The sequence below is a fragment of the Pelomonas lactea genome, assembly GCF_043555885.1.
GTDB classification, from domain to species: domain Bacteria; phylum Pseudomonadota; class Gammaproteobacteria; order Burkholderiales; family Burkholderiaceae_C; genus Pelomonas; species Pelomonas lactea.
This window is the reverse complement of sequence record NZ_JBIGHX010000008.1, coordinates 60,952-83,909: the sequence shown is the minus strand read 5'-3', so window position 1 is coordinate 83,909 and position 22,958 is coordinate 60,952. Positions and strand designations below refer to the sequence as shown.

The 22,958-nt window shown below is 70.8% G+C and carries 21 protein-coding genes; 9 read left to right on the top strand and 12 right to left on the bottom strand.

The genetic code is table 11. The features are described from left to right. Window positions 1-21 precede the first annotated feature (21 nt). The 3 genes from ACG04Q_RS19955 to ACG04Q_RS19945 are packed head-to-tail and all read left to right on the top strand — an operon-like array spanning window position 22 to window position 4,372. Window positions 22-2,151, top strand: coding sequence for a GDSL-type esterase/lipase family protein (locus ACG04Q_RS19955; RefSeq protein WP_394513062.1), 2,130 nt, complete (start codon window positions 22-24; stop codon window positions 2,149-2,151). Further along, window positions 2,148-3,374, top strand: a complete 1,227-nt coding sequence (locus ACG04Q_RS19950) for an AGE family epimerase/isomerase (RefSeq protein ID WP_394513061.1) — start codon at window positions 2,148-2,150, stop codon at window positions 3,372-3,374. Before ACG04Q_RS19955 ends, ACG04Q_RS19950 begins: the two co-directional genes overlap by 4 nt. Next, window positions 3,371-4,372, top strand: coding sequence for a glycoside hydrolase family 5 protein (locus ACG04Q_RS19945; RefSeq protein WP_394513060.1), 1,002 nt, complete (start codon window positions 3,371-3,373; stop codon window positions 4,370-4,372). The genes ACG04Q_RS19950 and ACG04Q_RS19945 overlap by 4 nt, the downstream gene beginning before the upstream one ends. Here ACG04Q_RS19945 and ACG04Q_RS19940 read toward each other — a convergent pair. The 3 genes from ACG04Q_RS19940 to ACG04Q_RS19930 all read right to left on the bottom strand — a co-directional run bounded on the left by ACG04Q_RS19940 (window position 4,357) and on the right by ACG04Q_RS19930 (window position 7,660). Next, a complete protein-coding gene (locus ACG04Q_RS19940) occupies window positions 4,357-4,875 on the bottom strand; it encodes a GNAT family N-acetyltransferase (RefSeq protein WP_394513058.1) in 519 nt (172 codons plus the stop codon). The two genes, ACG04Q_RS19945 and ACG04Q_RS19940, sit on opposite strands and share 16 nt — an antisense overlap. A 6-nt stretch (window positions 4,876-4,881) precedes the next feature. After that, a complete protein-coding gene (locus ACG04Q_RS19935; RefSeq protein WP_394513057.1) occupies window positions 4,882-6,519 on the bottom strand; it encodes a DEAD/DEAH box helicase in 1,638 nt (545 codons plus the stop codon). 310 nt (window positions 6,520-6,829) lie between these two features. Continuing rightward, window positions 6,830-7,660, bottom strand: coding sequence for a helix-turn-helix transcriptional regulator (locus ACG04Q_RS19930; RefSeq protein WP_394513056.1), 831 nt, complete (start codon window positions 7,658-7,660; stop codon window positions 6,830-6,832). A gap of 104 nt (window positions 7,661-7,764) precedes the next feature. On the opposite strand from ACG04Q_RS19930, the gene ACG04Q_RS19925 reads away from it, so the two are divergent. Then, complete coding sequence (locus ACG04Q_RS19925) at window positions 7,765-8,652, top strand: SDR family oxidoreductase (RefSeq protein WP_394513055.1); 888 nt, start codon at window positions 7,765-7,767, stop codon at window positions 8,650-8,652. Here the strand turns inward: ACG04Q_RS19925 and ACG04Q_RS19920 are convergent. After that, window positions 8,637-10,394 (bottom strand): bifunctional chorismate-binding protein/class IV aminotransferase, encoded by a 1,758-nt coding sequence (locus ACG04Q_RS19920; protein ID WP_394513054.1) that lies wholly within the window; start codon window positions 10,392-10,394, stop codon window positions 8,637-8,639. The two genes, ACG04Q_RS19925 and ACG04Q_RS19920, sit on opposite strands and share 16 nt — an antisense overlap. Before the next feature lie 16 nt (window positions 10,395-10,410). Then, window positions 10,411-10,971 carry an oligoribonuclease gene (gene orn / locus ACG04Q_RS19915; RefSeq protein WP_394513052.1) on the bottom strand — a complete coding sequence of 187 codons (561 nt, stop codon included), beginning with the start codon at window positions 10,969-10,971 and terminating at the stop codon, window positions 10,411-10,413. 48 nt (window positions 10,972-11,019) lie between these two features. On the opposite strand from orn, the gene ACG04Q_RS19910 reads away from it, so the two are divergent. Genes ACG04Q_RS19910 through ACG04Q_RS19895 form a run of 4 tightly spaced genes read left to right on the top strand, consistent with a single transcriptional unit; the run spans window position 11,020 to window position 14,253 of the window. Next, on the top strand, window positions 11,020-12,291 hold the full coding sequence (locus ACG04Q_RS19910; RefSeq protein ID WP_394513051.1) for a M48 family metallopeptidase: 1,272 nt from the start codon (window positions 11,020-11,022) through the stop codon (window positions 12,289-12,291). After that, a complete protein-coding gene (locus ACG04Q_RS19905; RefSeq protein ID WP_394513050.1) occupies window positions 12,288-12,623 on the top strand; it encodes a 4a-hydroxytetrahydrobiopterin dehydratase in 336 nt (111 codons plus the stop codon). Before ACG04Q_RS19910 ends, ACG04Q_RS19905 begins: the two co-directional genes overlap by 4 nt. Continuing rightward, window positions 12,578-13,522, top strand: a complete 945-nt coding sequence (rsgA, locus tag ACG04Q_RS19900; protein WP_394513350.1) for a ribosome small subunit-dependent GTPase A — start codon at window positions 12,578-12,580, stop codon at window positions 13,520-13,522. The genes ACG04Q_RS19905 and rsgA overlap by 46 nt, the downstream gene beginning before the upstream one ends. Then, window positions 13,519-14,253: a DUF3047 domain-containing protein gene (locus ACG04Q_RS19895; RefSeq protein WP_394513049.1), complete on the top strand. Its 735-nt coding sequence runs from the start codon at window positions 13,519-13,521 to the stop codon at window positions 14,251-14,253. Before rsgA ends, ACG04Q_RS19895 begins: the two co-directional genes overlap by 4 nt. Here the strand turns inward: ACG04Q_RS19895 and ACG04Q_RS19890 are convergent. The 6 genes from ACG04Q_RS19890 to ACG04Q_RS19865 form a co-directional block, all read right to left on the bottom strand. Beyond that, the gene (locus ACG04Q_RS19890; protein WP_394513048.1) at window positions 14,210-14,485 is read right to left on the bottom strand and encodes a hypothetical protein; all 276 of its coding nucleotides are present in this window, start codon (window positions 14,483-14,485) and stop codon (window positions 14,210-14,212) included. The two genes, ACG04Q_RS19895 and ACG04Q_RS19890, sit on opposite strands and share 44 nt — an antisense overlap. A 257-nt stretch (window positions 14,486-14,742) precedes the next feature. After that, window positions 14,743-15,468, bottom strand: a complete 726-nt coding sequence (locus ACG04Q_RS19885) for an SDR family oxidoreductase (RefSeq protein WP_394513047.1) — start codon at window positions 15,466-15,468, stop codon at window positions 14,743-14,745. After that, window positions 15,468-16,409, bottom strand: coding sequence for a CsgG/HfaB family protein (locus tag ACG04Q_RS19880; protein WP_394513045.1), 942 nt, complete (start codon window positions 16,407-16,409; stop codon window positions 15,468-15,470). Before ACG04Q_RS19880 ends, ACG04Q_RS19885 begins: the two co-directional genes overlap by 1 nt. 89 nt (window positions 16,410-16,498) lie before the next feature. Further along, the gene (locus tag ACG04Q_RS19875; RefSeq protein WP_394513044.1) at window positions 16,499-18,859 is read right to left on the bottom strand and encodes a penicillin acylase family protein; all 2,361 of its coding nucleotides are present in this window, start codon (window positions 18,857-18,859) and stop codon (window positions 16,499-16,501) included. After that, entirely contained in the window at window positions 18,859-19,647 is a 789-nt protein-coding gene (locus tag ACG04Q_RS19870) for an SDR family oxidoreductase (RefSeq protein ID WP_394513043.1), read from the bottom strand. Before ACG04Q_RS19870 ends, ACG04Q_RS19875 begins: the two co-directional genes overlap by 1 nt. 73 nt (window positions 19,648-19,720) lie before the next feature. Further along, the gene (locus ACG04Q_RS19865; RefSeq protein WP_394513042.1) at window positions 19,721-20,794 is read right to left on the bottom strand and encodes an ABC transporter substrate-binding protein; all 1,074 of its coding nucleotides are present in this window, start codon (window positions 20,792-20,794) and stop codon (window positions 19,721-19,723) included. Window positions 20,795-21,046: 252 nt separating this feature from the next. Here ACG04Q_RS19865 and ACG04Q_RS19860 point away from each other — a divergent pair, with 252 nt between their 5' ends. Then, complete coding sequence (locus ACG04Q_RS19860; RefSeq protein ID WP_394513041.1) at window positions 21,047-22,642, top strand: sensor histidine kinase; 1,596 nt, start codon at window positions 21,047-21,049, stop codon at window positions 22,640-22,642. Window positions 22,643-22,742: 100 nt separating this feature from the next. On the opposite strand, the gene ACG04Q_RS19855 is transcribed toward ACG04Q_RS19860, so the two are convergent. Then, entirely contained in the window at window positions 22,743-22,943 is a 201-nt protein-coding gene (locus ACG04Q_RS19855) for a hypothetical protein (RefSeq protein WP_394513040.1), read from the bottom strand. Window positions 22,944-22,958 lie beyond the last annotated feature (15 nt).

Genomic DNA, 22,958 nt, shown 5'->3' with positions numbered 1-22,958 from the left:
ATCGGATTGGCTTTGTCCCTGATGCTGCCCACTGCCGGGCAGGCGGCCGCGGACGAACGGCTGCAGGCCGTCATGCGCCGGCTGGAGGCCGGCAACGCCATCACGCTGGCCACGCTGGGGGGCTCCATCACCACCGGCTACGCCGCCCAGCCACCGCGCGAGCGCGGCTGGGCCGCGCTGCTGGCCAGGTCGCTGGGCCCGAAGGTGAAGCTCGTGAACGCCGGCCTCAGCGGCACCGACTCGGCCGCCGCCGTGCAGCGGCTGCAGGCGCAGGTGCTGGACGCGCAGCCCGACCTCGTCATCGTGGAGTTCGGCGTCAACGACCAGTGGCTGGACCCCGCCGTGCGAGGTAGCAGCTATGAAGCACTGTTGCGCCGGCTGCTGACAGCAAGAAAGCCGCCCGCCGTCGTCGTGCTGGGCCTCACGCAGCAGGGCAACCAGCCCCGCGACGCGACCGACCTGCAACTGCAGCTGGCCGCGCACTACGGCTTGACGGCGCTGGACTTCGGCCGCTGGATGCAGGCCCGCGTCGACGCCGGCCAGGACCGCTGGGCCACGCTGTACGACGAACCCGTGCATCCCAACGCCACGGGTCACCAGCGCATCGCCCTCGCACTGGCCGAGACACTGCGCGGCGCCAGCCGTGCCACTGCCGTCGCGACACCGCTGCCGGCGCCGCTGCACGGCCGCGCGCATGAGTTCACGCGGCTGCTGACGGGCGACACGCTCAAGCCCTACCAGTCGCACGGCTTCGCGCGCGGCGGCGAGGTACATCCCGAGTGGCCGGGCCAGCAGCCCGGCTGGGCCACCACGGCCGATGATGCCGAGGCGCGCTTCCTCGTCTTTGGTGCCGAGGTGGCCGTCTTCCACGCCGAGAGCGAGCACTATCGCAACCTCGAAGCCCGCGTGGACGACGGCCCCTGGGTCACGCTGCGCGGCCACGTGCCGGAGCGCCAGGGCTACCTGGGCTGGCACTACAGCGTCGTCGGCCGCGAGCTGGAGCCCACCGCGCATCTGCTGCAGCTGCGCGTCAAGCGCGACAGCTGGGCCGGCAGCGGCAGGCCGGCCAGCTTCCTGGCCGTCATGTCGGCAGGCCTCTATCCCAAGGAACTGCGGCCCAGCGATTTCGTGCGCGAGCCAACCCGCAGCGACGTGGCCCTCATCCCGGCGGACGACGCCCGGCTGCGCTGGGTGGGTCGCGTCGGTCCGGGCGCCCTACCCGCGTCCAAGCTGATGGCCTGGAGCGGCAGCGAGCTGCGCGCCCGCTTCACAGGCCGCGAGTTGAGCCTGGCCTTCTCGTCCGCGCACTGGGGCACCAGCCACTTCAGCGTCGAGATCGATGGCCGCGTTCACCCGCTGGCGGTGCCGGGGCAGTCGTCCGCTGTGTGGCGATTGCGCGAGCCGCTGGCCGACGGCACTCACACGCTGCGCCTGGTCAAGCGCACCGAGGGCTCCATGGCCGAGGCGTCGCTGCTGGGCCTGCGCCTGGCCGACGGCGCCGAGCTGCTGGCCCCACCACCCGCGCGACCGCTGACGCTGGCCTTCTTCGGCGACTCCATCACTGCCGGCGCCTGCAACGGCGACGTGGCCGATGACCAGTACGACGACCTCTACCCCCACGACGGCACCCGCGCCTATGGCGCGGTCACGGCCCAGCGGCTGGGCGCCAACTACATCGGCATCGCTGTCAGCGGCATTGGCATCACCGCCACCTGGCATGACCTGCTGATGCCCGACGTGTGGGACCGCGTCGCGCCACGCAAGGACGCCGCCATGGCGCCCCCCGAGTCGCCCGCGCCCGACATCGTGCTGCTCAACCTGGGCCAGAACGACCACGGCTTCCCGGCCTCCAAGGGCCTGGCAATCGCGACCGACTTCGCGCCGCGCTACCTGGCCTTCGTGCGCCAGCTGCGCAGTCGCTACCCGCACGCCAGGCTCGTGCTGCTGCTGGGCGGCATGTCGGCGCCGCAGGAGCAACCCGCCCTGCCCCGCGCCGTCGCGCAAGCCGTGCAGACGCTGCGCGCTCAGGGCGACGCCCGTGTCTGGAGCTACCGCTTCGAGGCCTTCGCCTGGGCCCACCCCCGCATCGACGTGCACGCCCGCATGGCCGATGAGCTCACCCGATTCCTGAAAGAAGAGGTTCTGAAATGACGACTCCCGACATGCGCCGCCCCGACGCGCTGTGGGCCCACATGCGCCACACGCTGGCTTTCTACGCGCCGCGCGTCAAGGACGACACCGGCGGCTGCTTCCAGTTCTTCAAGGACGACGGCACCGTCTACGACCGCCGCACCCGCCACCTGGTCAGCAGCACGCGCTTCGTCTTCAACCATGCGCTGGCCTGGCGCTGGTTCGGCGGCGCGGTGGGCGACGTGGCCCACGCGCTGGCCTTCGTCAACGCGGCGCACGCGCAACCCCAGGGTGGCTACACCTGGGTGCTGGACTGGCACGACGGCCGCGCCACCGTCACCGACGGCACCAACCACTGCTACGGCCTGGCCTTCGTGCTGCTGGCCAACGCCCATGCGGCTGAGGCCGGCGTGCCGGGCGCGCGCGAAGGCATTGCCGCCACGTTCGAGCTGATGGAGCGCCGCTTCTGGGAGCCCGCCCACGGCCTCTACGCCGACGAGGCCACGCCCGACTGGCAGGTCGGCCCCTACCGCGGCCAGAACGCCAACATGCACGCCTGCGAAGCCATGCTGGCCGCGCACGCGGCCACCGGCGAGGCGCGCTACCTGGATCGTGCGCTGACGCTGGCAACCTCCATCGCGCAACGCCAGGCGTCGCTCGCCGGCGGGCTGGTCTGGGAGCACTACCGCGCCGACTGGACGCCCGACTGGGACTACAACCGCGACGACAAGACCAACATCTTCCGCCCCTGGGGCTTCCAGACCGGCCACCTCACCGAGTGGGCCAAGCTCTTGCTGATGCTGGAACGCCGCCTGGGCGACGCCGCCCCGGAGTGGCTGGTGCCGACGGCGCGCCACTTCTTCGATACCGCCATGCGCGAGGGCTGGGACGCCGCGCACGGCGGCCTGGTCTACGGCTTTGCCCCCGAGCGCGAGGGCGGCGGCGTCTGCGACGGCGACAAGTACTTCTGGGTGCAGGCCGAAAGCCTGGCCGCCGCTGCCTGGCTGGCCGTGCGCACCGGCGACGCCGGCTACTGGCAGTGGTACGACCGGCTCTGGGCCTACGCCTGGCAGCATTTCGTCGACCACGAGCACGGCGCCTGGTACCGCATCCTCGGCCCCGACAACGCCAAGCTCACCGACGAGAAGAGCCCGGCCGGCAAGACCGATTACCACACGATGGGCGCCTGCCAGGACGTGCTGGCCGCCCTCGGCATTCAACCGCCCGCAAAGGACGTCGCATGAAACGCCTGCTCGCCACCACGCTGCTCGCCGCTGCGGCCGCGGCACACGCCGCACCGCTGGCATGGCGCGGCATCAGCCTGTCCAGCGCCGAATGGGGCGAGAAGCTGCCCTTCCCCGGCGTCTACGGCAAGGACTACGTCTACCCCAGCGTCGCCAGCACCGCCTACTACCAGGCCCAGGGCATGAACCTGATGCGCGTGGGCTTCCGCTGGGAGCGCCTGCAGCCCCGGCTGATGGGCGAGCTGGACGCGGCCGAACTGGCCCGGCTGCGCGAGTTCGTCGACGGCACGACGGCCCGCGGCCTGCACGTACTGCTGGACCCGCACAACTACGCCGCCTACAAGGACATCCACATCGGCCGCCCCGAGGTGCCCCACGCGGCCTTCGCCGACTTCTGGCGCCGGCTGGCGCTGCAGTTCAAGGACAACGCCCGAGTGCAGTTCGGCCTCGTCAACGAGCCGCGCAACATGCCGACCGAGACCTGGGCCGACGCCGCGCAAGCCGCGGTCGACGCGATCCGCCAAACCGGCGCGACCAACCTCATCACGCTGCCGGGCAATGGCTACACCGGCGCCTGGAGCTGGTTTGAATCCAAGTGGTACGGCACGCCCAACGCCGACGTCATGGGCCGCGTGAAGGACCCGCTCGACAACATGGTGTTCGAGGTGCACCAGTACTTCGACAAGGACGGCTCGGGCACCAATGCCGAATGCGTCAGCCCCACCATCGGCGTCGAGCGGCTGCAGCGCTTCACGCAATGGCTCAAGGCCAACAAGCGCCGCGCGCTGCTGGGCGAGCTCGGCGGCGGCGCCAACGCGGTCTGCGAGCAGGCCGTGGCCGGTGCGCTCAAGCATCTGCAGGACAACGCGGACGTCTGGACCGGCTGGCTGTGGTGGGCCGGCGGCCCGACCTGGGGTGACTACTTCCTGTCGCTGGAGCCCGACGGCGGCAAGGACAAGCCGCAGATGCGCTGGCTCAAGCCCTACCTGAAGGACTGAAGCAGGAACCGCGCATCGGCGCCGAAGCTGGCCAGTTTGGCCCGCAGCGCCGGCGCCAGCGCGGCCGGCTCGGCAAAGCCCTGGCGCTGCCAATACGGCACCGAGCCCTGCACGGCCACCAGGCCCATCTGCGGCAGGTTCAGCGCCAGCGCGCGCTCCTTCAGCCGCGCCAGCAGGCGTGATGCCAACCCCAGCGAGCGCGCCTCGGGCGCCACGGCCATGTCGTGCAGGTACAGCAGCGTGGGTTGCACGGGCCTCTCGCAGCGCGGCGCATCCAGCGCCGGCAGCGTGTCTTCGCAGACCGGCAGGCTGACGGCGTAGGCCAGCGGCTTGCCGTCATCCCGACGGGCCATCCAGCAACACGCCAGGCCGTCGGTCACGGCCAGCTTGGCGGCGAAGGCATCGCGATGCTCCAAAAAGTCGACGCCGTAGCAGCGCTGTTGCAGCGCCAGTACGGCGTCGAGATCGACGGGAGTCATCGCGTGCAGCTGCACGCGACTCATCAAAGATCAGCGGCCGAAGCCACCCTTGCGCGGGCCGCCCGGGCCGCGGCGCTCGCCACCGAACGACGGACGATCGCCGCCGAAGCTGGGCTTGCCGCCGGCATTGAACGGGCGATCGCCACGCGGCTGGAAACCACGGTCGTCACGGGGCTGGAAGCCACGCTCCTCGCGCGGGGCGAAACCACGGTCCTCGCGGGGCTGGAAGCCACGGTCTTCACGCGGCTGGAAGCCGCGGTTTTCATGGCGCGGCGGGAAACCACGACCCTCGCCACGCGGCGCGAAACCACGGTCGTCGCGCGGCGCAAAGCCACGGTCCTGCTCGAACGGACGGCCACCACCCTGGTGCGGGCGGCCACCGCCAAAGCCCTGGCCATCACGGCGGAAGCTCTTGTTCCCAAAGCCCGGACGGCCGCCGAAGCGGTCACCACCACGGTCGAAGCCCTGACCGGCGGGGCGCGGCGGGAAGATGCGCGGCTCCTGCGTCTTGGGCTCCAGCCCGGCGATCTGCGACACGGGAATCGTCTGCGTCGTGAACTGCTGGATTCGGCGGATCATCGACACGTCCTCACGCAGGCCCAGCGTGATCGCCAGGCCCGAGCGACCCGCGCGGCCGGTGCGGCCGATGCGGTGCACGTAGTCCTCCGCCTTCATCGGCAGGCCGTAGTTGATGACGTGGCTGATCGTCGGCACGTCGATGCCGCGGGCGGCGACGTCGGTGGCCACCAGCACCTTCAGGTCACCACGGCGCAGGCCCATCAGCACACGGTTGCGCTTGCCTTGCGGCATGGCGCCGTGCAGCGGCGCCACGGCATGGCCGATCTCGGCCAGGCGCTCGGCCAGCCAGTCGGCGTCGCGCTGCGTGCTCGTGAAGACGACGGCCTGATCCAGCTCCGGCGCGGCCAGGATGGACTCCAGCAGCTGGTCCTTGTGGTGGGGGTTGTCGGCCCAGTGCAGGCGCTGCTCGATGTTCTCGTGCGTCTCGGTGTGCGACGCCACCTCGATGCGCTGCGGATCCTTCAGCAGCTGCTGTGCCAGACGGCCCACGTGGCCAGCGAACGTGGCGCTGAACATCACGGTCTGCTTGGTGTCCGGCGTGTGGCTGGTCACGACGTTGATGTCGTCAATGAAGCCCATGTCCAGCATGCGGTCGGCTTCGTCCAGCACCAGCATCTCGACGTTGGACAGCACGCACTTGCCGCTGGCCAGGTGGTCCAGCAGGCGGCCGGGCGTGGCGATGAGGATGTCCAGCGGGCCGGTGAGCTGGCGGATCTGCAGCGGATAGGGCATGCCGCCCAGCACGGTCGCTACCTTCAGGCCCGGGATGTGGCGGCCGTAGGTCTGCGCGGCCTTGGCGACCTGCATCGCCAGTTCGCGCGTCGGGGCCAGCACCAGCACCCGCGGGCCGTAGATCACGCCCTTTTCGCGGCGCTTGGTGTTGTCGCCACGGGCGGCGAGGATCTTCTCCAGCGCCGGCAGGATGAAGGCGGCGGTCTTGCCCGAGCCGGTGCGCGACGAGACCATCAGGTCCTTGTTCGCGATGGCCGCCGGGATGGCTTGGGCCTGCACGTCGGTGGCGTTCTCGTAGCCGGCATCCTTGACGGCCTGCAGCACGGCGGGGCTCAGGCCCAGGGTCTCGAAACTCATCGTTCGTTCTTTCAATCGTTCAATCTCGCCGCGCAGGCAAACGCGCAGCGCCGAGGGGCGTCAGGCCCTTCGGAATGCAACAAGTCGCTGGGAGATAGATCAGCTCGCGTCGTGCGGCTCGGGCAGCTACATCAGCCCGGGTGCGGCGCAGGGGAACAGTCAGTCAAAGCGACGGCTTCATCGCCGCCGACCGATCCGTGTTCGGAGTCCGATACGAGTGATCGAACGAGGTCAGAGGAGACGTGGACCACCTGGGTTGGCCCCAGGCGAAGCCGCGACTGTAGCACGGCTCAGGGTTTTCACCAAATCCTCAGGGTTGAGCGCCCATCAACCGCCGCACGCTGGCTTCGTCCGCCGGCGTGGCCGGGTGGTAGACGATCAGGGTCAGGTCCGGCCGGCCTTCGACCGCCAGGCCGCTGTATTCCAGCGAGATCGGGCCGGCCAGCGGGTGGCGGATCTGCTTGGCCGCCTCGCCGTAGTTGCCGCGCACGTCCAGCTCGGCCCACATCGCAGCGAACTCGGTGCTGGCGGCGCTCAGCTCGGCCACCAGCGCCTGCACGGCCGCCGTCGCGCCGGCCCGCGCCGCATCCGCCCGAAAGGCAGCGACGACGAAACGCGCGTCCTGCGCCCAGTTGACCATGCGGTCACGCGCGGCCGGGTTGGCGAAGATGTGGCGCAGGATGTTGCGCCGGTCCGGCGGCATGGCCGCGTAGTCGTTCAGCACGGCGGCGCAGGCACGGTTCCAGGCGACGACGTCCCAGGTCGGCGTGCGGATCATGGCCGGGCAGTGTTCCATCGCGTCCAGCACGCGTTGCAGCCGCGGCGGCACGTCGGCGGCGGCCTGGTAGCGCACCTCGGGAGGCCGGTTCTGCGCCAGCAGGAACAGGTGCTCGCGCTCCACCGCGCTGAGCTGCAGCGCACCGGCCAGCCGCTCCAGCACCTCGGTGGACGGCGCGCCGCCGCGCCCCTGCTCCAGCCACGTGTACCAGGTGGGGCTCACATGCGCGCGCTGAGCAACCTCCTCGCGGCGCAGACCCGGCGTACGCCGACGCGCCAGCGGCAGACCGAACGCAGCGGGGTCCAGGCGGGCGCGGCGCTCCTTCAGGTAGCGGCCCAGCGGGTTGTCCTCGACGACAGACATCGTGATCCTGTTAATGGCGATACCGGTATGCGCTCACGGCTTCACGCGCGTGGCGCGGCTCGCGACAGTGGCGCCACTTCCACCGTTTTGCAAGGACTCTTCGCATGCATGTGTTCGTGACGGGCGCGACCGGCTTCATCGGCTCGGCCATTGTGCAAGAACTGCTTTCCCACGGTCACCGCGTGACCGGCCTGGCGCGCTCGGATGCCGCCGTTGCGGCGCTGGCAGCCGCCGGTGCCTCGGCGCACCGCGGCAGCATCGACGACCTCGACAGCCTCAAGCGCGGCGCGGCCGCGGCGGACGCCGTCATCCACACGGCCTTCAATCACGACTTCTCGCGCTTCGCCGCCAGCTGCGAGGACGACCGCCACATCGTCACCGCGCTGGGTGACGCACTGGCTGGCAGCGGCCGCCGGCTGGTGGTCACGTCGGGCACGGCGCTGGTGGCCGGCAAGACGCTGGCGACCGAGACAGATGCGCCGTCGCCCCACCATCCGCGCTCCGCCTCCGAGCAGGCGGTCGCGGCACTGGTGGAGCGCGGCGTGAACGCCAGCCTCGTGCGCCTGCCGCCCTCGGTCCATGACGAGGGCGACCGCGGCTTCGTGCCGCTGCTGATCGGCCTGGCACGCGAGAAGGGCCTGGCCGCGTTTGTCGCCGACGGCAGCAACCGCTGGCCGGCGGTGCACCGGCTGGATGCGGCGGCACTGTTCCGCCGCGTGGCCGAGGCCGGCAGGGCCGGCGCCAGCTATCACGGCGCCGCGGAAACGGGCGTGCGCTTTGCCGACCTGACGGCCGTCATCGGCCGGCGCCTGGGCGTGCCGGTGCAGGGGCTGGCCGGTGACGCCGCGGCGGCGCACTTCGGCTGGTTCCATCACTTCGCCGCGATGGACAACCCGACCAGCAGCGACTGGACCCAACGCGAGCTGGGCTGGCAGCCACGCCGCCCGGGGCTGCTGGCCGACGTCGACCAGCCCGGCTACTTCAGCAGCTGAGCCGGCAGCCAGCCGCGCAGGCTGTTGAAGAAGGCCAGGCCCTGGGCGCGGGCCAGGTCGTCGCGCGTCAGGCGCGCCTCCTTGATGCGCCCCTGCGCCAGCAGCTCGGCGCGCAGCACGCCGGGCAGCAGGCCGCTGTCCAGCGGCGGCGTCAGCCACTGGCCGCCGAGCTGCACGGCGAGGTTGCCGAAGCTGCATTCGGTCAGTTCGCCGGCCTCGTTCCACAGCATGACGTCGAAAGCGTCGGCGGGCTTGGTCGTTGCATACAGCTCGCGGCGCGTCGTCTTGTGGGCCAGGTATTCGGCACGCGGGCCCCGCGTGGGCATGGGCTGGTCGGCCAGCGCCAGGCGCACCGGCTCGGCCGTCGGCGTGAAGGCGAACAGCGTGTGCTGCAGCCGGCCCACGGCATCGCAGGTCAGGCGCAGCCGCCAGCTGCCTTCGGGCTGCGCGTCGGCCACCGCCTTCAGGTAGGCACGCGCCTCGGCCAGCGAGAAACGCAGCCCGAAGTGCCGCGCCGTGCGCTGCATGCGGGCCAGGTGGGCGTCACCGCGCAGCGCCACGCCGTTCTCCAGCCGCAGCGTCTCCAGCGCCTCCACGGGCGCTTCGGCGCGGGCCAGGAAGCGCGACTTGGCGCGCCATTCGGCGATCTCGGCCGCGGGTTCGCTGTCCAACGTGATGGCGCTGCCCAGGCCGCAGGTCAGTTGCCCGTCACGAAACTCGACGGTACGGATGGGGACATTGAACGTCGCCACGCCGCCCGGCTGGATCAGCCCCAGCGCACCGCAGTACCAGCCGCGCGGCGTGGGTTCCAGCTCGCGGATGACCTGCATCGCCCGCACCTTGGGGGCGCCGGTGACCGAGCCGCACGGGAACAACGCCGCGAACGCGTCGGCCAGCGTCAGCCCGGCGCGGCTGACGGCCGTGACGGTGGACGTCATCTGCCAGACGGTCGGCAGCGCGTGCAGCTCGAACAGCCGCGGCACGCGCACGGTGCCCAGCTGCGCCACGCGGCTGAGGTCGTTGCGCAGCAGGTCCACGATCATCAGGTTCTCGGCCCGCTCCTTCTCGCTGGTGCGCAGGTGCGCCTGCGCGGCCTCGTCGTCGACGCGGTCGCGGCCGCGCGGCGCCGTGCCCTTCATGGGCTGGGCCGCCAGCAGCCAGCTGGCCTTGGCGCCGGGCACGGGGCGCCAGTCGAAGAACAGCTCGGGCGACACGCTGGCCGCGCCGGCCTCGCGCAGGAACAGGCTGAAGCCGCCCGGCTGGCTGGCGTGCAGCGCGAGGAACAGCTGCGCCGGATCCAGGTCGGGAGCCGTCGCGCGCAGCCGCGTCGTCAGGTTGACCTGGTAGCAATCGCCGGCGCGGATGTAGTCGCGGATGCGCTCGATGGCGGCGGTCGCGTCAGGCTCCCCATCGGCCCAGCCCAGCAGACCGGTCCAGGCGCCGTCACCTTCAGGCCAGGGCTGCGGCGCGGTGTCGTAGACGGCGAACTCGGCCAGCGGCGCGGCGGCGGCATGCGTCGCCAGCACGACGTCGAAGGCTGCCGCCGCCTCGTAGCGCAGGCCGCCCAGCACCCACGCGCCGGCACGCGCGGCGGCTTCGGCCTCGGCAATGACGGCACGCACGTCCTCCAACCGCGCAGCCCGCAGCCAACGCGCGGGCGGCGTGGGCCAGCAACCGCGCAGCCGCTCGCCATCCTCGCGGGCCAGCGGGTGGCGGGGGAAGTCGAAGGCGGCGTGGAGCAAGCGTCCTGCGGGCCGATCAGGCCAGGTTCAGGAACGTCGTGCGGTAGTGCGCCAGCTCCTCGATGGACTCGTGGATGTCCGCCAGCGCCGTGTGCGCCTGCGCCTTCTTGAAGCCTTCCAGCGCCGACGGTTTCCAGCGCTTGGCCAGCTCCTTCAGCGTCGACACGTCCAGGTTGCGGTAGTGGAAGAAGCTCTCCAGCTCGGGCATGTAGTTGGCCAGGAAGCGGCGGTCCTGGCAGATGCTGTTGCCGCACATGGGGCTCTTGCCCTTGCCGACGTACTGCTTCAGGAAGGCAATGGTCTGCGCGGCGGCCTCGGCCTCGGAGACGGTGGAGGCCTTCACGCGGTCGATCAGGCCGCTCCTGCCGTGCGTGCCCTTGTTCCAGGCGTCCATCTTGTCCAGCGTCTCGTCGGACTGGTGCACGGCGAAGACCGGGCCTTCGACGCGCTTGTCGAGGTTGGCGTCGGTGACGACGACGGCGATCTCGATGATGCGGTCGGTGTCCGGGTACAGACCCGTCATTTCGAGGTCGATCCAGATCAGGTTGTTGTCGCTGGGGGTGAGGGTGTCGGACATGGCGTGGCTTTCAAAAGTCGCGGAATTCTCGCAGCCTAAAATTTGCCCATGTCTCCCCTGATGTTGTCCGCCGCGTTCGCGCTCGCGCTCGCGGCCTCCACGCTCGTCAAGTTCTGGCTGTCGTCGCGCCAGGTCCGCCATGTGGCGGCGCACCGCGGCCAGGTGCCGGCGGCGTTTGCGGGCAGCGTCACGCTGTCGGCGCACCAAAAAGCCGCCGACTACACCGTCTCCCGCGCCCGCTTTGGCCTGCTGTCGCTGGCTGTCAACGCGGCGCTGCTGCTGGGCTGGACGCTGCTGGGCGGGCTGGACGCGCTGAACGGCTGGGTGCTGGACGCCAGCCGCGCGCTGCCTGCCGATTGGCAGCCCATGGGCTACCAGCTGGGGCTGATCGCCGCGTTCGCGCTGCTGAGCTCGCTGCTGGACCTGCCGTGGGAGCTGTGGTCCACCTTCCGCATCGAGCAGGCCTTCGGCTTCAACCGCATGACGCTGCGGCTGTACGTCACCGACTTGCTCAAGGGCGTGGGATTGGCGCTGGTGCTGGGCCTGCCCATCGTGGCGCTCATCGTCTGGCTGATGGGCGCGATGGGCCCGCGCTGGTGGCTGTGGGCCTGGGGCGCGTGGATGGGCTTCCAGCTGCTGGTGATGGTGATCTTTCCCTACGTCATCGCGCCGCTGTTCAACAAGTTCGAGCCACTGGCCGACGAGGCGCTGAAGGAACGCGTCGAGCGGCTGATGGCCAAGTGCGGCTTCGCGTCCAAGGGCTTGTTCGTCATGGACGGCAGCCTGCGCTCGGCGCACGGCAACGCCTACTTCAGCGGCTTCGGCCCGGCCAAGCGCGTGGTGTTCTTCGACACGCTGCTGGCCAAACTCAACGGCGGCGAGGTGGAGGCCGTGCTGGCGCACGAGCTGGGCCACTTCAAGCACCGGCACATCACCAAGCGCATCGCGCTGGCGTTCGCAATGAGCCTGGCCGGCTTTGCGCTGCTGGGCTGGCTGGCGCAACAGCCTGCCTTCTACCTGGGGCTGGGCGTGCAGCCGTCCCTGAGCGCACCGAACGACGCGCTGGCGCTGCTGCTCTTCATGCTCGCCGGGCCGGTGTTCGGCTTCTTCGTGACGCCGCTGGCCAGCCACTTCTCGCGCCGCGACGAATTCCAGGCCGATGCCTACGCGCGCGCGCAGGCCAGTGGTGCCGACCTGTCCTCCGCGCTGCTGAAGCTGCACGAGGACAACGCCGGCACGCTGACGCCGGACCCCGTCTACGCCCGCTTCTACTACTCGCACCCCCCCGCTGCAGAACGTCTCGCAGCCCTCGCCTCATGAACGACCTGCTGCTTGCCCAATGTGACCCCAAGGCCCCGCTGCTGGACGCCGACACGCGCACCCGCGTGCTGGCCGCCCTGCCCGGCTGGCTGCCGGACGCAGAGAACAAGATCATCGGCCGCCGCTTCGGCTTCGACAACTTCTACCAGGTGATGGCCTTCGTCGACGCCGTAGCCGAGATCGCCCATGCGCAGGACCACCACCCCGAGATGCTGGTGGGCTACAACGCCTGCACCGTCAGCTACACCACGCACTCGCGCGGCGGGCTGACGCTGAACGACGCGATCTGCGCGGCGCAGGTGAGCGCGCTGCCGGAAGCGTCGGCTGCATGAGCCGTTTCAGCAACCTGGACCTGGGCCTGGTCGTGCGCGGCCATGGCCGCCACTACATCGTCGAGGACACCGACGGCAAACGCCTCGTCTGCCACCCGCGCGGCAAGAAGAGCGACGCCGTCGTCGGCGACCAGGTGCGCTTTGCCGAGTCGGGTGACGAGGGCGTCATCGAGGCCGTCGAGCCGCGGCGCAATCTGCTGTTCCGCCAGGACGAGTGGAAGACCAAGAGCTTCGCCGCCAACCTGGACCAGTTGCTGGTGCTGGTCGCCGTCGAGCCCGTCTTCAGCGAGTCGCAGCTGGCCCGCTCGCTGATCGCCGCCGAGTCCGCCGGCATCCGCATGGCCATCGCGCTGAACAAGACAGACCTGCCCGGCACGGCAGAGGCCCGCGAGCGCCTCGCCCCCTATCGCGCGATGGGCCTGACGATGTTCGAGGTCGCGCTGAAGGCCGACCGCGAGGGCTCCCGCGCCACGCTGGCACCGTGGCTGGCCCACCAGCGCACCTTCGTGCTGGGCCCCAGCGGCACGGGCAAGAGCACGGCGATCAACCTGCTCGTGAAGGACGCGCAGGCCCAGGTCGGCGAGATCTCGCAGGCGCTGAACTCCGGCCGCCACACCACCACCACGACGCAGTGGTACTGGACCGATGACACGCGCCAGACCGCGCTCATCGATTCGCCCGGCTTCCAGGAATTCGGCCTGCGCCAGATCGCCGCCGCCGACCTGTGGCGCTTCATGCCCGACCTGCGCGAGCACGCCGACTGCCGCTTCGCCAACTGTTCACATATTCACGAACCCGGCTGCGGCGTGCGCGCGGCGGTCGATCAGGGCTTGATCAGCGCGAGCAGGTACCGCATATATGGCGAGATCCTCGAAGAACTCCAACGCAAGTCCTGGTGAAGACCGCTTTTCTGCCCCTCTGCGCCGCCCTGCTGCTCACCGCCTGCGCCACGCCCCCCGCCCCGCCGCCGCCCTCCGCCGAGGGCTGGCAGCCGCTGGCGTTGCCCGGCAAGAAGGCCACGCTTTACCGCTGGACCGAGAAGGACGGGCGCCGCGCGCTGGAGGCCTCGTCCGACCGCTCGGCCAGCATCTGGCGCAAGCGGCTGGAGCCGTCGCTGGAGCAGGTCGGCGAGGTGCGCTTCTCGTGGTGGGCGCAAGGCCTGATCCCCGGCGCCAACGTGTCCGACGTCGACCATGAAGACGCCGTCGCCCGCGTCATCTTCGGCTTCGGCGGCGACATCGCCCGGCTGCCGCTGAAGACGCGCATGAAGTTCGAGCTGGCACAGGCGCTGACCGGCGAGGCCCCGCCCTACGCGACGCTGATGTACGTGTGGGACAGCAAGCTGCCGGTGGGCACCGTCGTCATCAACCCGCGCAGCGACCGCATCCGCAAGATCGTCGTCGACTCCGGCCCGGCCGAGCTGCGCCGCTGGCGTGACCACCAGCGCGACCTTGCCGCCGACTTCCGGCTCGCCTTCGGCGAGGAGCCGGGGCCGCTGATGTCGATGGCCGTCATGACCGACAGCGACAACAGCCGCGCGTCGGCCAAGACCTGGTACGGCGCGGTGGAGCTGAAGGCGCCCGCCCTCAGTGGCGGGGAGGCTGCAAGGGCAAGGGCGCCGGCTCCTTGACCTCGCGGGCCTCGATGTCGACGACATCGCCCGCCTCGGCCTGAGACGCCGGGCGGCGCCGCGCCCACGGATTCTGGTTCACGCGAAACTGCAGGTTGGGCTTGCGGCCCGTCAACAGGCTGGCCAGCAGGATGAGCACGAAGGCCAGCACGGCGAACAGGAAGAAGCCCAGGCCAATGACGGCGCCGACGAGCAGCAGGAACCAGCGGAAAAGCAGACGGAGCAAAGACATGGCGGGATTGTGACGGCTGACGCGGGAGGCCGTGCCGCCAGCATGATCAAGTCCCTGGCGGCAGGAAAGAGGTCATGGCGGCAGCGCGCCACCAAACCCCATCAGACGGCGGAGTGGGGCCGAGCGCCGGGCCGCTCCCAAGCCGGCCCGTCAGGCGATGTGCTTGCGGCTCAATGCCGCAAGCATCGCCATCCCCTAGGGGGATCGACCAGGCCCGCCCGCGTTCAGCGAGGCGGGAATGGGCGAGGGGCTGACGTTCAGCCGCGTCCGACAAACGGCATCTGCGTGGCCATGACCGTCATCGTCTGCACATTGGCCGACAGCGGCAGGCCGGCCATGTAGACGACGGCGCGGGCGACGTCCTCGACGTCCATGCGCGGCTCGACGGCGACCTGGCCGTTGGCCTGCGGCATGCCGCGTGCCATCTTCTCGGTCATCTCGGTCGCAGCGTTGCCGATGTCGAGCTGGCCGCAGGCGATGTCGAACGCGCGGCCGTCCAGGCTCAGCGACTTGGTCAGGCCGCTGATGGCGTGCTTGGTGGCCGTGTACGGCGCCGAGTTGGGCCGCGGCGCGTGGGCCGAGATGGAGCCGTTGTTGATGATGCGGCCGCCGCGGGGCTGCTGCGTCTTCATCAGGCGGAAGGCCGCGCGGGCGCACAGGAAGCTGCCGGTGAGGTTGGTGTCCACCACGGCGCGCCACTGCGCCACCGGCAACTCGTCGATGGGCACGCCGATGGCGCTGATGCCGGCGTTGTTGAACAGCAGGTCCAGCCGGCCGAAGTGCTTTGCCAGCGTCGCGAAGGCGGCGTCCACCTGCGCCTCGTCGGCGACGTCGGCGGGCAGCAGCAGCGCGTCGGCCAGCGTCTCGCGCAGCGGCGCCTCGCGGCGGCCCATCAGCGCGAGCGTCCAGCCCTCGGCCGCGAGCGCGCGGGCCACGGCGCGGCCGATGCCCGACCCTGCGCCGGTGACCAGCGCGACCTTCATCAGTTGCCGATCGGCGTGACCAGCGTGCGCTGCACCCAGCCGCTGAAGTTGGCCGAGTCGACCTTGACGAAGCCGTCCTTGACCTCGCCGGTGGCGACCAGCTCGTCGCTGCGGTTCAGCGTGGCGACGACCTTGCCTTCGCGCGACGGCGTCGCGTAGGCCTTCACGTTGGAGATCTTGGGCGCCAACATCTGGCCGGCGTTGATGGGCGCGCCGGCCTGCGTGGAGGCGGCCGCGTTGGCGTCGCCGGAGGCGCTGCTACCGCGCACGAGGCTGGGCTGGTCGCGGATGGTCAGCACGATCTTGTTGTAGTTGTCGAGGAAGCTGGCCGCGATGAGCTTGCCCTCGGCGGTGCTGGTGTAGCCGCCCATGCCGCCCACGGCGCCGCCGCCGAAGCCCCAGCCGCCGATGGAGAAGTCGGTCTTGCTGGCCTTGCCTTCTGCGGCCGCGACCTGGATGGACGAGCGCACGTCGGCGATCAGCAGGCTGGTGGACGCGTCCTTGAACTTCAGGCCGCCGGCGATGGCGCCGACGATGCCCAGCCGGCCGCCCAGGAAGCCACCCAGGCCGCCGCTGGTGTTGGCGCCAACCTGCACGTTGGGCGTCATGACGAAGTCGGCCGCCTGCATCTGGCCCTTGCCGACGTTGGACTCCTGACGCATCTCGCCGGCCGCGGCCAGCGAGCGTTCCTGCTGCAGGTTCTGCATGGCCTGGCCACGCTCGACGACGTCGAAGCAGCCGGAGTTCTGGATCATCATGCGCAGCAGCGCGGCCGGCGAACCCAGGCCGTACTGCGACAGGTGGTTCCAGCCGTGCTGCGGCTCGGCCACGGCGATGACGCCCAGCTTCTTGGAGCACTTCTCGACGTTGGAGCTGGCGTCTTCGGCATGCACGGCGGTCGACAGGCCGGCCAGCATCAGCGCGTACAGGGTCTTGTTCATGATGGTCCTCCGGATCTTGCGAACCCGCGATTGTGCACAGCGGGGCGTGGCGCGGGCATCCTCACCCCGCACGAGTGGTGTCGCCTGGATCAGGGTCGCAGCACGAGGCGGTACGCCGCGCCGCCGGGCAGGAAGGGCAGCGCCTCGCCGGCCAGCCATGCCGCATGGTCGCTGCGGTAGAACGGCGACATTGGATGGCCGCTCTGGCCGCCCGGGATGACGAGCAGGCCGCGCTCCTCCTGGCCCGGCGAGACGACCATGCGTTCGCTCTGCCCGTGGCCGTGGTTGTGCACGCGCGGCATGTGGGCGTCGCCGGCCATGCCCTGCGAGGCCTGGTCCAGCCAGCCGGACAGCACCGGCACGGCCTGGCTCAGCGGGTGGCGCATGCTGGTGGGGTTGTCGGCGCCCCAGGTCGCGGCGGCCACGCTGCCGTGCCTGTCGACCAGTTCCTTGCGGCTGGCCAGCACGGCCTGCTGCAGCAGTTCGGGCCAGCTCTTGTAGGCGCCGGGCAGCGTGTCGGGCCGGGCGGCCTGGATGAGCGCCCAGCCGGGCGTCTCGGGCACCATCTTCAGGTCGCGCAGCTTCAGGCCGCGCGTCTCCATCAGGCCGGCGAGCGGCGCGAAGATCTGCGTCAACGCCTGCTCGCGAAACGCCCTCACCAGCAGATAGCCGACGGCGTCGGGCCGGGCGGCATCGGCGCTGCGGGCGACCTCGGCGCGGTAGTCCGCCAGCCCGTTCGCGGCGACGAACTCGGGCGTCAGCACCCGGTCCAGCAGCAGTTGGCGCCAGCGCTGCAGGAACAGCGCGCGGTGGTCCAGCTGGATCGCGTGCAGGCCGGCCTCGTCAAGGCGGTCCTGCGCGCGCAGCCCGTCGCGAATCTGCTGCGCGCGGGCGCCCAGGTCCCAGCCGCCGTTGCCAACCGTCTTCATCGCGTCGCCGCCCACCATGCGCGAGTTGGCCGTCCACAGCCGGCCATCGGCGGGGTCGACGATGCGGGGCTGCTCGGCGGCAGGCAGGTAACCCTGCCAGCGCGAGCGGCCATCGCGCCAGTCCTGCGGGCGGTCCATGTCGTCCACGCCCACGCGGCGCGGGATGGCCCCGATGACGGTCCACGCGATGCGGCCGGTGCTGTCGGCCAGCAGCAGGTTCTGGTGCGGGATGCCGGCGCCCGCCGCCGCGCGCACCGCGTCGTCGACGCCGCCGGCGGTCTCCAGCTTCAGCAGGTGCAGGTTCATGCCCTCGGGGTCGTGGGCCACCCAGCGCAACGCGTAGGCCTGGCCCTTGGGGGCCTGCTGCGGCATCACCGGGCCCCATTCGCTCTCCAGCACCTCGTGGTCCACCGCCGGCTGGCCGGCGATCTCGATGCGCTCGACGCTGCGCTTGAGCGGCTTCTCGACACCGCCCGACAGGTAGTGCGTGCCGGCCGCATTGAGCTGCAGCGTGACGACGTCGGCCCAGTCGGACGTCGTGTTCGTGAAGCCCCACGCGACGCGGCCGTTGCTGCCCACGACCAGCAGCGGCGTGCCGGCCAGCGTGGCGCCGGCGATGTCGTGGCTGCCGGCGGCGTCCTTCCACTGCAGGCGTGCCTTGAACCAGGTGCCGGGCGAGCGCAGGCCCAGGTGCATGTCGTCGGCGAGCAGCGCGCGGCCATCGCGGCCATGCGCTGCGGCGACGGCGAAGTTGTTGCTGCCGATGTCGCGCGAGTCCTGCAGGCCGCAGTCGCGGCAGGCGGTCTTCACGACGCGCAGCGCGTCCGGCAACGGGCCGGCGGGCAGCGGCACGGCGCTGACGCGGCTGTCGTCCATCGCGGCCTGCCAGTCGGCGCTGTGCTGGCTCAGGAAGGCGTACCAGTCGGCCGGCACGCTGTCGTGCAGCACGCCCATCGCGATGTCATCGCGGCCCTGCGCGCCCTGCAGGTCCAGGTACATGCCGTAGGCCACCAGCAGCGTGTCGGCCGCGGCCCAGGGCGCGGGCTGCTGGCGCAGCAGCAGGTACTCGGGCGGGCGGGCGCCCAGCGCGGCCAGGCCCGCGTTCACGCCGCTCACATAAGCGTCCAGCAGCGCGCGCTCGTCGGCCGGCAGTGCGGCCAGTGCCGCGTCGGCACGGTGGCGGAAGCGGTGCAGCCGGCGTGCCTTGTCCAGCGGCAAGGCCTTGGCGCCGACCAGCGCCGACAGCTCGCCCGCGGCGTTGCGCCGCATCAGGTCCATCTGGAAAAAGCGCTCCTGCGCATGCGCGAAGCCCAGCGCGCGCGCCACGTCGGCGCGGTTCTCGGCCGTCACGGTGACGTAGCCGCGCGCGTCGCGCTGGATCTCGGCCGGCGCTGCCAGCGCGGGCAACGCGCGCTCGCCGTCCAGTTGCGCCAGGCTGCCGCGCAGCGCCAGCCACAACGCCAGCGCCAGCAGCATCACGAGGGCCAGCAGGCCGAGCGCAATGCGCTTGAGCCAGGCCATCAGAACGTCCCCGGGTAGCTGCCGCCGTCCAGCAGGATGTTCTGGCCGGTCAGGTAGCCGGCGTGCGTGCTGCACAGCATCGCGCAGATGGCGCCGAACTCGGCCGCCGTGCCAAAGCGCTGCGCGGGAATCGCCGCACGGCGGCGGGCGGCCAGCTCATCCGCACCGATGCCGGCCTTGGCGGCGCCGGCCTTGAAGCCGCTCTGGAGCCGGTCCGTATCGAACGCACCGGGCAGCAGGTTGTTGATGGTCACGTTGGCACCGGCCAGCCGCGGCTGGCGGGCCACGCCGGCGACAAAGCCGGTCAGCCCCGAGCGCGCGCCGTTGGACAGGCCCAGCATGTCGATGGGCGCCTTCACGGCGCCCGACGTGATGTTGACGACGCGGCCGAAGCCGCGCGCTGCCATGCCGTCCACGGTCGCCTTGATGAGCTCGATGGGCGTGAGCATGTTGGCCTCCAGCGCGGCCAGCCACTGCTCGCGGCCCCAGTCGCGGAAGTCCCCGGGCGGCGGGCCGCCGGCGTTGTTGATGAGGATGTCCACCTGCGGGCAGGCGGCCAGTGCGTCGGCGCGGCCCTGCGGCGTGGCGATGTCGCCGTTGACGGCCTTGACCTCCACGTCAGGGTTGAGCGCCTTCAGTGCCGCCGCGGTGGCCAGCAGGTCGGCCTCGCCACGCGCCGTGATGACGACGTTGACGCCCTCGCCCACCAGCGCCTCGGCACAGCCGCGACCCAAGCCCTTGCTCGCCGCGCAGACCAGCGCCCAGCGGCCCTTCAATCCCAGATCCATCACACGCTCCCCAAAAACAAATGCGGCTTGCATCAGCAAGCCGCAACATCATCGCGCGATCGGCCGGGACGGATCAGCGCTTGAACTTCCCGTCCGCGCCGACGATGGACACGTCGGTGTACTCCAGGCCCGTGTGGTCCTTGTCGGTGTAGTGCACCTGCAGGCCGCCCAGGTCCAGGCGGGCGCCGTCCAGCGCCTTGTTCAGGCCGTCGCGCGTGATGTCCTTGCCGTTCACGCGCTTGAGCGCCTCGACCACCAGCTTGGCGGCGGCAAAGCCTTCCACCTGTGCCGGCGTCAGCTCGCTGCGGCCGGCCGACTTGGCCAGGCTCAACGCCTCGCGCACCATCAGGTTGGCGGTGGAGCGCTCGTAGGGGAACAGCTGCGTGACGACGACGCCATGCGCGTTCTCGCCCAGCGCCTTGACGAACTCGGCCGAGGCGTTGTTGGACAGCGTCGCGACATGGGCCGTGGAGCCCGCCGCACGCAGCGCATTGATGCCCTCGACGACGGCATAGCCCGGCCCGATCAGCACGACGGCCTCCATGCCGGCCTTGGCGATGGCCTGCATCGTCGGCGCGAGGTCGGGCTTGTTGCGGTCGAAGCGCAGGTGCGACAGCGCGCGCATCTTGAGGTCGTCCAGGCCCTTGATGGCACCCTTGCCGGCGTCGTTGCCGAACGCATCGTTGACCTGCACGATGGTGAAGCGCTTCACGCCGATGCCGGCGAGGTGCTTGACGGCGCGCTCGGCCTCCTTCTGGTAGCTGGCGCGCAGGTGGTAGACGTAGGGCTGGGCCGGCTCGTGCAGGCTGATGGCGCCGGTGGCGGGCGCGAACAGTGGCAGCTTGTTCTCCTTGAGCACCGGCAGCATGGCTTCGGTGGGGCCCGTGCCGCGGCTGAGCATCAGCCCCAGCACCCCCTGGCTGGCAAGCGCCTTGGCCTGCGCGACGGCCGTCTTGTCGTCGTACTTGTCGTCCATCGTGACCAGCTCGATGTTCTGGCCCTTGATGCCGCCCGACGCGTTCACGGATTCAAAGTACAGACGCGCACCCTCGGCGCTTTCCTGCACGAGGCCCGCCACCGGGCCGGTGAACCCGGCCACCATGCCGATGCGCAACACGCCCTGCGCGTGTGCAGGAGCCAAAGCCATGCAGGCGGCTACTGCGGCCGCCAGACCAACCCAACGCTTCACTGTTGTTCTCCGTAGCTGCGCCCGTGCGGCGCGCTGGCGGCGGATTTTGGGGCCTGGCCCCGGTCGCGCAGCAGCCCCGGCACCCCAGGAAAAACCCGAGCCTCCGGGGCCGCTGCCGCGCATTTGGACCGCTTTTGGGCAGCCTACACTCGTGCCCGCCCTGTGCGCCCCTCCATGCAGGAACGTCCCGTAACGCCACCACCGCTTGCCTTGCCCGCGCCGGCTGCGCGCGCGTTTGGCTGGCAGCGCAATTCGCTGACGTTTGCCGTCGTGCTGGCGCTGCTGCTGGGCCTGCTGCTGCCCACCACGGCCGTGCTGCTGTACGACGTGCAGGCCACGCGCGAGACGGCCATGGAGGACCTGAAGCGCGACCTCGCGCGCACCAGCGAGATCATGTCGCTGTCGCTGGCCGAGCCGGTGTGGCAGGTGTCGCCCGATCTGGCCGAGCCCATGGTCAAGGCGCAGGTGGACGACCCGCGCTTTGTGGCGGTGAAGGTGGTGGAGCCGGCCACGCCGGGGCCCTTCCTGTCGTTCGAGCGCCGCCATGACGCCGACGACGCCGCGCTGATGCTGAGCCAGACGCGCGCGATCCTGCGCGACGGCCGCGAGATCGCCAGGCTCACCGTCACGATGACGGCCGCGCCGCTGCTCCAGGCCAAGCGGGCCGAGGTGTGGCGCACCGTCTGGCGCAGCGGGCTGACGCTGACGCTGTCGCTCGTGCTGATGCTGTGGGTGCTGCAACGCTACGTGCTGAGGCCCATGACGGCGCTGACCGGCGCCGCCGAGGCACTGGCCGCAGGCCGGCTGGAGCAGCCGCTGCAGGTCAGCGGTGCCGACGAGATCGCCCGCGTGGGCGTGGCGATGGAGCGCATGCGCCAGGCGCTGCTGTCGGCCTTCGAGGCACTGCGCCAGCACAACCTGAATCTGGAAGAGACGGTGGCCGTGCGCACGGCCGAGCTGACTGCCAGCAATGCGGAACTGTCCGAGGCACTGGAGACGCTGCAGGCCGCGCAGCGGGAGCTGGTGGAGTCGGAGAAGCTGGCGTCGCTGGGCCGGCTGGTGGCCGGCGTGGCGCACGAGCTGAACACGCCGCTGGGCAATGCGCTGACGGTGGTGTCGACGCTGGACGACCGCTACAAGCAGCTGGAAGCCATGCTCGCCGGCGCCGTACAGCTGCGCCGCAGCACGCTGGAGGAGCTGGCGCGCGACACGCGGCGCGCGCAGGACATCCTGCAGCGCAACGTGCAGAAGGCCGCCGATCTGGTGCGCGACTTCAAGCAGGTGGCCATCGACCAGACCGCCGACCTGCGGCGCGACTTCGACCTCGGCAAGGTGGTGGAGGACGTGCTGGTCATGGTGGAGCCCAGCTTCAAGAAGACGCCGTTCGTCATCGACACCCAGCTGTGCCACGGGCTGATGATGAACAGCTACCCGGGCGCGCTGGGCCAGGTGCTGACCAACCTGCTGATGAACGCGCTGCTGCACGGCTTCGAGGGCGCGGAGCGCGGCCGCGTGACGGTCCACTGCGCGCGGCTGGGCGACGACGAGGCCGAACTGACCGTCACCGACGACGGGCGCGGTATGGACGAGTCCGTGCGGCGGCGCATCTTCGACCCGTTCTTCACGACCAAGCTGGGCACGGGCGGCTCGGGTCTGGGCATGCACATCGTGCACAGCATCGTGACGAACGTGCTGGGCGGGCAGATCGAGGTGAAGTCCTCGCCCGGCCAGGGCACGCAGATGCTGATGCGGCTGCCGCTGAGTGCGCCGGTTCGCGACGACCCCTCGTCCAAACCCGCGCGCTGAACGCGGCGGGACTGGACGCTCCCCGAAGCGCGGCGATGCCGCGGCTTCCAGCCGCGCACAGATCGCCGGACGGCTCGTGGGGCTGAGTGGACCTCCGGGATTATTGAGAGGCGGCGGATGCCGGCGCGGACGCAGCGTCAACCGCGGCGGTGACGGCAGCCGACGCCGCTTCAGAGGCAGCCGGCTCGTGCGCCGCCACGTCGTGCTTCTCGCCGCTCAGGTCGATGTTGCCGCCGCTCTTGGTCAGGATGAACAGCGCCAGTGCGGCAAAGGCGATGAAGCCAACGATCAACTTCCACATGCTTGGGTCTCCAGG